The sequence below is a fragment of the Actinoplanes derwentensis genome, from assembly GCF_900104725.1.
In the GTDB taxonomy this organism is placed as follows: Bacteria; Actinomycetota; Actinomycetes; order Mycobacteriales; family Micromonosporaceae; genus Actinoplanes; species Actinoplanes derwentensis.
In genome coordinates this window covers 10,647,640-10,654,081 of sequence record NZ_LT629758.1, presented here as the reverse complement: position 1 = coordinate 10,654,081, position 6,442 = coordinate 10,647,640, and the positions used below count along the sequence as shown (strand labels likewise).

The following is a 6,442-nucleotide window of genomic DNA, read 5'->3' as shown; positions in this document are numbered from 1 at the left end:
GTGGTGTGCCGGGGCTCCGTCTCCGGGGTGGCCCGCAGCTTCCTCGGTTACGCCGCGAGCGAGGCCGGCCAGGAGGCCGCGCGAACGCCGGGTTCGCCCCGTTACCGCCGGCTCTCCGCGAACAGGTGGTCGCGAGCGTGGCTGAGCTGGGATGAACCGAGCGCCGGGTCACCGGTGCGGCCGGCGAGGGAGCAGGCACGGCGGAGCCAGTGCGGTGAGCGCCGCACGTCGGTCTGGCGACCGGCGGATGCGGTCCAAGGGGTGGCCGCATCCGCCGGTCGTGGGGTGCCTACTTCGGCGGGTTGCCGTAGTAGGCACCCGGCCCGTGTTTGCGCTTGAAGTGGCGCTCCTGCAGGTGCTGCGGGGTGGTGGCGGCCGGGTTGAGGGCCAGCGTCTTGATGGCCATCTCGGCGACGGCCTCCAGGATGATGCCGTTCTCGACCGACTTCATCGGGGTGGCGCCCCAGGTGAACGGCCCGTGGTTGGCGACCAGGGCGGCCGGCATCCCGGGGCGGCCTCGTCGTCACCGATGCGTTCGGACGATGACCCGGCCGGTGTTCAGCTCGTAGTCGGTGGCGCACTCCTCGGGCGTGAGCCCGCGGGTCACCGGGACCGGGCCGTCGAACGTGTCGGCGTGTGTGGTGCCGAGGACCGGGATGTCCAGGTCGGCCTGGGCGAAGGCGACCGCGTTCGTCGAGTGGGTGTGGGTGACCCCGCCGATCGACGGCCACGCCAGGTAGAACGCGCGGTGGCTCTCGCTGTCGACCGACGGCCGCAGGTCACCGTCGAGGACCTTGCCGGTGGCGAGGTCGACGGGCACCAGGTCGTCCTCGGTCAGGTCGTCGTAGGCGACACCGGAGGGCTTGATCACGTACAGCCCGGCCTCCCGGTCGATGCCGCTGACGTTTCCCCAGGTGAGCTGAGCGAGCTTGGCCAGCGGAATCCTCTGATTGGCCAGCAGCACGGCCCGGCGCAGGGCCGGCGAACCGTAAGTCACGTCGTCTTCTCCTCGACCGGCGGATGTTAGCGCTCACCCTAGCGGAGCCGGGTCGTCACGATACAGGGCCGAAACACCCGAGTGTTAGCGACAACAGGTCTCCTGCCTCGACGCTACCGGCTCTGGGTGACGCTCCGGACCATGTTGCGGAAGCGGCCGTAGTCGGCGCGGGTGTTTGCGGTGCGCTGCGCCGGGACGCGCAGGTGGCCGGGAACGTTCGGCGGTGGCAGCAGCCAGGTGAAGTCGGCGCCGCCCAGGGTGATGGTCCGCCCGGCGGGGCAGATGCCGGAGCGCCGGTCGGCCACCGCGCCGGTCGGGCCGTAAACGATCAGCAGACCGGTTCGGGAGGTGCCGAGGTGCACCGCCCAGGCCTCCCCGTAACCGGGCAGTCCGCTGCCGGCCGCGGTCAGCAGGGTGTCCCGTCCGCGCAGCGGCACGATGATCTCGTGACCGGCGGCGTCGCGGATGTGCAGGGTGCCGGCGAGCCGTGGGGCCCGGCGCCGGAACCAGGCGCTCACACCCGTGCTGGTGGGCGTCTCCGGAAACGGCGTCTCATCGGTGAGCACCCCTCGCACTGTAGCGGCGTGCCGCCGGGCGCAACCCTCGGTCACCGGAGCGAGCCGAGATTGGCACCGCCCCGGACCGGGGTGCTGGCACCGGTCCGGGGCGGGCGTCTGGGTGAAGACCAGGTCGGATGTCGGGGGAGACCCGCTGGTCAGGTGTGTGGTGGGCCGGCGCTGGCCCGGGCCACGACGCGGGGTGCGACCACCACGTCCTCCGGCGGGTCGTCGCCGTCGGGGGCGGCCATGTGGCGCAGCAGCAGGGACAGGGCGCGCCGCCCCAGTTCGGCGAAGTCCTGGTGGACGGTGGTGAGCGGGGGCAGGAAGTAGCCGGAGTCGGGCATGTCGTCGAAGCCGGTGACGCTGACGTCGCCGGGGCACCCGGCGGCCGGATTCGTGCATGGCGAGGAGGACCCCCAGCGCGATCCGGTCGTTGGCGCAGAAGACGGCGGTCACGGCCGGGTCGGCGGCGAGACGGCGGCCCTGGTCGTACCCCGCTTCGGCGTCCCACCATCCGGTGGTGACGGCCGGGACGACGGCGCCGGCCGCGTAGAGGGTCTCGCGCCAGCCGTCGACCCTGGACTGTGCCTCGGGCCAGTCGAGGGGTCCGGCGACGTGGTGCACGGTGGCGTGGCCGAGGTCGAGCAGGTGCCGGGGTGGCCAGGCGGGCTCCGGCGGCGTTGTCCACCCGTACCGTCGGGAAGCCGGCTTGTCCGTCTCCGCCGACGGCGACGCAGGGCATGCCGGCGGGCGCGTGGGTGAGCGCCGTGGTGACCGCGTGTTTGGGTGCGATGGCGATGATGCCGTCGACGCCGTGCTGGACGAGCCGGTCGACGGCTTCCAGGACGGGCCGGTGTGACAGGTCCCGGACGGTGGCGACGCTGACCAGGTAGCCGGCGGCGCGGGCGGCGCTCTCGATGCCGTAGAGCATCGACTCGGGCCCGAAGAGGGTGGTCTCGAACCCGACGATCCCGAGGGTGTGCGATTTGCGGGTGGCGAGGGTGCGCGCGGCCAGGTTGCGCCGGTAGTTGAGCGAGCGCATCGCGGCGAGCACTCGTTCCCGGGTCTCGGCGCGGACGTGCGGATGCTCGTTGATCACTCGCGACACGGTCTGGTGCGAGACGCCGGCCAGTTTGGCCCACGTCACGCATGACGCTGCCGCGCTCCTTGCCGGGTCTCGGCCGAAGTGCGAACGCGGGTGATTCGGGTGCCGGCTCGGGCCCCGGCACATGGTCAGGTGTCGCCATTGGACGATTCCTAGCAGCTTCCGCTCGATCACCACGGGTGAGATAGGCGTTCTTGCAACAGATCTGAAACGTTGATCCATATCTCTTGACGACGTGGTTGAGAGCGGTAACACTCACGAAACGCAAGCTGTGACGGCGGTCGCAGCAGGACGGCGATTCTCGCGTGTTTGGGCTGGTCGCCCAGGCCGCTGATTGTTTTGTTAACGGTAACAGTTCTGGAGGGGTTGTAGTGCGCAGGACTTTGTCTGTGGCGGTTTTTGGTGGCCTCCTGGCCGTGTCCACGCTTGCCGGTTGCGGTGGCAGTGACAGCGGCTCCGAGGGCGGCGGCGACGACGGCAAGCTCACGCTCGGTTTCTCCCAGGTGGGTGCCGAGAGTGGCTGGCGTACCGCCAACACCGAGTCGATCAAGGCGTCCGCCGCGGCCGCCGGGATCGAGCTGAAGTTCTCCGACGCGCAGGGCAAGCAGGAGAACCAGATCAGCGACATCCGTGGCTTCATCACGCAGAAGGTCGACGTCATCGCCTTCTCGCCGGTGGTCACCTCCGGCTGGGACGCGGTGCTCAAGGAGGCCAAGGACGCCGACATCCCGGTCATCCTGACCGACCGTGCCGTCGACTCGACCGACACCTCGCTGTACGAGTCCTTCATCGGCTCGGACTTCAAGGTGGAGGGCCAGAAGGCCGGCGAGTGGCTGGCCAAGGAGTACGAAGGTAAGACCGGCGACGTCAACATCGTCGAGCTGCAGGGCACCACGGGCTCGGCTCCGGCCATCGACCGGCAGACCGGCTTCGCCGACGCGATCAAGGCGAACCCGAACCTGAAGATCGCCAAGTCGCAGACCGGTGACTTCAAGCGCGCCGACGGCAAGACGGTCATGGAGACCTTCCTGCAGTCGGTCCCGAAGATCGACGTGCTCTACGCCCACAACGACGACATGGGCCTGGGCGCGATCGAGGCCATCGAGGCCGCCGGCAAGGTGCCCGGCAAGGACATCAAGATCATCACCGTCGACGCGGTCAAGGACGGTATGACGGCGCTGGCCGCGGGCAAGATCAACTTCATCGTCGAGTGCAGCCCGCTCCTCGGTGACCAGCTGATGGAGACCGCCAAGAAGGTCAAGGCCGGCGAAGCGGTGGAGAAGCGGATCCTCACCAAGGAGGGCACCTTCACCCCGGAGCAGGCCAAGGCCGAGCTCCCCAACCGCAAGTACTGATTGATTCGCCCGTAGGTCGCCCCGGCTCGTCCGGGCGACCTACGGCGCTCGAAACGGAGCAAGAATGGGCGAGCAGTCCCCGGTCCTCGAGATGACCGGGATCAGAAAAGTCTTCCCCGGCGTCGTCGCCCTCGACGGCGTCGATTTCCGTCTGTTCCCGGGCGAGGTCCACGCGCTCATGGGCGAGAACGGCGCCGGCAAGTCCACTCTGATCAAGACGCTGACGGGCGTCTACGAGATCGACGGTGGCGAGATCAAGCTGGGCGGCGTGCCGGTGCGGATCGCCGGGCCGTTGCAGGCGCAGCAGGCCGGCGTCAGCACGGTGTACCAGGAGGTCAACCTCTGCACCAACCTCTCCGTCGCGGAGAACATCTTCATCGGGCGTGAGCCGCGTAAAATGGGGCAAGATCCAATGGGGCAAGATGCGGCGCCGTGCCACGGAGCTGCTCGCCCGGCTCGACCTCGATCTCGACGTGTCCGCGCCGCTGGACACCTATTCGCTGGCGATCCAGCAGATGGTCGCCATCGCGCGCGCGATCGACATCGACGCCCGGGTGCTCATCCTCGACGAGCCCACCTCCAGCCTGGACACCGCCGAGGTGGAGCAGCTCTTCCGGGTGATGCGCCTGATCAAGGAGTCCGGCGTGGCGATCCTCTTCGTCTCGCACTTCCTGGACCAGATCTTCGAGATCTCCGACCGGCTCACCATCCTGCGCAACGGCCAGCTGATCAGTGAGCACCGGGTCGAGGAGCTGTCCCAGGTGCAGCTGGTCGAGAAGATGATCGGCAAGGAGCTCGCCGCCTGGAGGACCTCGAGGACAAGGCGCAGCGCAACCGGGAGCGGGCCGCCGAGGCGAAACCGCTGCTGGAGGCCAAAGGGCTCGGCCGCACCGGCGCGATCTCCCCGTACGACCTGACCATCCACGAGGGTGAGGTGGTGGGGCTGGCCGGTCTGCTCGGCTCCGGCCGCACCGAGCTGGCCCGGCTGCTGTTCGGCGCGGACAAGGCCGACAAGGGCGAGCTGTCGGTGGACGGCAAAACGGGTCACGCTGCGCGACCCGCAGGTCGCGATGAAACACGGGATCGCCTTCTCCTCGGAGAACCGGCGCACCGAGGGCATCATCGGCGATCTCAGCGTCCGGGAGAACATCATCCTCGCGTTGCAGGCCACCCGTGGCTGGACGCGCCCGATCCCGCGCAAGAAGCAGGACGAGATCGTCGAGAAGTACATCAAGGCTCTCCAGATCCGGCCGGCCGACCCGGAGCGCCCGGTCCGCAACCTCAGCGGCGGCAACCAGCAGAAGGTGCTGCTCGCCCGGTGGCTGATCACCGAGCCGCGGCTCCTGATCATCGACGAGCCGACCCGGGGCATCGACGTCGGCGCCAAGGCCGAGATCCAGAAGCTGGTGGCCGAACTGTCCGACGGCGGGATGGCGGTGCTGTTCGTCAGCGCCGAGCTGGAGGAGGTCCTCCGGCTCAGCCACAAGATCGCCGTGCTGCGGGACCGGCGCCTGGTCGAGGAGCTGGAGAACACCGCGGACGTCGACGCCGACCGCATCATGCAGACCATCGCCAGCGGAGCAACCTCATGAGCATCATCAAGAACCGGCTGTTCTGGCCGTCGCTGATCCTGGCGGTGATGCTGGTCATCAACATGTTCACCTCCAACCAGTTCGTCACGATCCAGAACGGCCACCTCTTCGGCACCCTGATCGACATCCTGCGTGGCAGCGCGCCGCTCATTCCTGGTGGCCCTGGCATGACGCTGGTGATCGGCCACCGGCGGCATCGGACCTGTCGGTGGGCTCGGTGATGGCCATCTCCGGCGCCGTCGCCTGCCTGCTGATCAGTGACCCTCGGCGATCAGAAACGCCGTCGGGATCGGTGCTGCTTGATCATCGGCGTCGCGATCGCCGCCTCGCTGGTGCTCGGTCTCTGGGAACGGCGCGCTGGTGGGCGTTCGTCGGCATCCAGCGATCATCGGCGACGCTGATCCTGATGGTGGCCGGCCGTGGTGTCGCCCAGTTGATCACCGACGGTCAGATCATCAACGTGCAGTCCAGCCGACGGCCGCCGCCGGGATCAGGAAGGCGACCGGCACGGCCAGGTAAGAACCCGGTCGCGAGGGGGGCGTGGCTGACGAGTTGATGATCTGACCGTCGGTGATCAACTGGGCGACACCACGGCCGGCCACCATCAGGATCAGCGTCGCGATGATCGGCTGGATGCCGACGAACGCCACCAGCGCGGCCGTTCCAGAGACCGAGCACCAGCGAGGCGGCGATCGCGACGCCGATGATCAGCAGCACCGATCCGACGGCGTTCTGATCGCCGAGGTCACTGATCAGCAGGCAGGCGACGGCGCCGGAGATGGCCATCACCGAGCCCACCGACAGGTCGATGCCGCCGGTGGCGATCACCAGCG

General features: G+C 68.8%; 7 protein-coding genes and 5 pseudogenes. 6 read left to right on the top strand and 6 right to left on the bottom strand.

What is annotated here, in order from left to right:
* Positions 1 to 289: 289 nt before the first annotated feature.
* From araD to BLU81_RS51890, 4 genes and pseudogenes are all read right to left on the bottom strand, one after another.
* Positions 290 to 964: pseudogene (gene araD, locus BLU81_RS47490) on the bottom strand (L-ribulose-5-phosphate 4-epimerase AraD).
* A gap of 146 nt (positions 965 to 1,110) precedes the next feature.
* Positions 1,111 to 1,563, bottom strand: coding sequence for a hypothetical protein (locus BLU81_RS47485; RefSeq protein ID WP_092540403.1), 453 nt, complete (start codon positions 1,561 to 1,563; stop codon positions 1,111 to 1,113).
* A 149-nt stretch (positions 1,564 to 1,712) separates the two neighbouring features.
* A complete protein-coding gene (locus BLU81_RS51895; RefSeq protein WP_331717494.1) occupies positions 1,713 to 1,901 on the bottom strand; it encodes a substrate-binding domain-containing protein in 189 nt (62 codons plus the stop codon).
* 94 nt (positions 1,902 to 1,995) lie between these two features.
* Positions 1,996 to 2,181, bottom strand: a pseudogene (locus BLU81_RS51890) (LacI family transcriptional regulator); the annotation flags it as partial.
* Between the two features lie 85 nt (positions 2,182 to 2,266).
* Here BLU81_RS51890 and BLU81_RS51885 point away from each other — a divergent pair.
* On the top strand, positions 2,267 to 2,416 hold the full coding sequence (locus BLU81_RS51885; RefSeq protein ID WP_331717475.1) for a hypothetical protein: 150 nt from the start codon (positions 2,267 to 2,269) through the stop codon (positions 2,414 to 2,416).
* A 213-nt stretch (positions 2,417 to 2,629) separates the two neighbouring features.
* On the opposite strand, the pseudogene BLU81_RS51880 reads toward BLU81_RS51885, so the two are convergent.
* A pseudogene (locus BLU81_RS51880) lies at positions 2,630 to 2,788 on the bottom strand (LacI family DNA-binding transcriptional regulator); the annotation flags it as partial.
* A gap of 290 nt (positions 2,789 to 3,078) precedes the next feature.
* Between BLU81_RS51880 and BLU81_RS47475 the strand changes: the two are divergent.
* From BLU81_RS47475 to BLU81_RS50100, 5 genes and pseudogenes are all read left to right on the top strand, one after another.
* Positions 3,079 to 4,017: an ABC transporter substrate-binding protein gene (locus BLU81_RS47475; RefSeq protein ID WP_231953884.1), complete on the top strand. Its 939-nt coding sequence runs from the start codon at positions 3,079 to 3,081 to the stop codon at positions 4,015 to 4,017.
* A gap of 64 nt (positions 4,018 to 4,081) precedes the next feature.
* Positions 4,082 to 4,934 (top strand): annotated as a pseudogene (locus BLU81_RS52245) (ATP-binding cassette domain-containing protein).
* Between the two features lie 17 nt (positions 4,935 to 4,951).
* Positions 4,952 to 5,008: pseudogene (locus BLU81_RS52240) on the top strand (hypothetical protein); the annotation flags it as partial.
* A gap of 79 nt (positions 5,009 to 5,087) precedes the next feature.
* Positions 5,088 to 5,609, top strand: a complete 522-nt coding sequence (locus BLU81_RS52235) for an ATP-binding cassette domain-containing protein (protein ID WP_407923877.1) — start codon at positions 5,088 to 5,090, stop codon at positions 5,607 to 5,609.
* Entirely contained in the window at positions 5,606 to 5,830 is a 225-nt protein-coding gene (locus tag BLU81_RS50100) for a hypothetical protein (protein WP_197686085.1), read from the top strand. Before BLU81_RS52235 ends, BLU81_RS50100 begins: the two co-directional genes overlap by 4 nt.
* Positions 5,831 to 6,056: 226 nt before the next feature.
* On the opposite strand, the gene BLU81_RS51875 is transcribed toward BLU81_RS50100, so the two are convergent.
* On the bottom strand, positions 6,057 to 6,437 hold the full coding sequence (locus tag BLU81_RS51875; protein WP_331717474.1) for a hypothetical protein: 381 nt from the start codon (positions 6,435 to 6,437) through the stop codon (positions 6,057 to 6,059).
* Positions 6,438 to 6,442 lie beyond the last annotated feature (5 nt).

What these genes read in the sequence shown, in the direction of transcription:
- BLU81_RS50100 (WP_197686085.1), top strand. Translation starts at nt 5,606, where the DNA reads ATGAGCATCATCAAGAACCGGCTGTTCTGGCCGTCGCTGATCCTGGCG.
- BLU81_RS52235 (WP_407923877.1), top strand. Translation starts at nt 5,088, where the DNA reads ATGAAACACGGGATCGCCTTCTCCTCGGAGAACCGGCGCACCGAGGGC.
- BLU81_RS51895 (WP_331717494.1), bottom strand. Translation starts at nt 1,901, where the DNA reads ATGCCCGACTCCGGCTACTTCCTGCCCCCGCTCACCACCGTCCACCAG.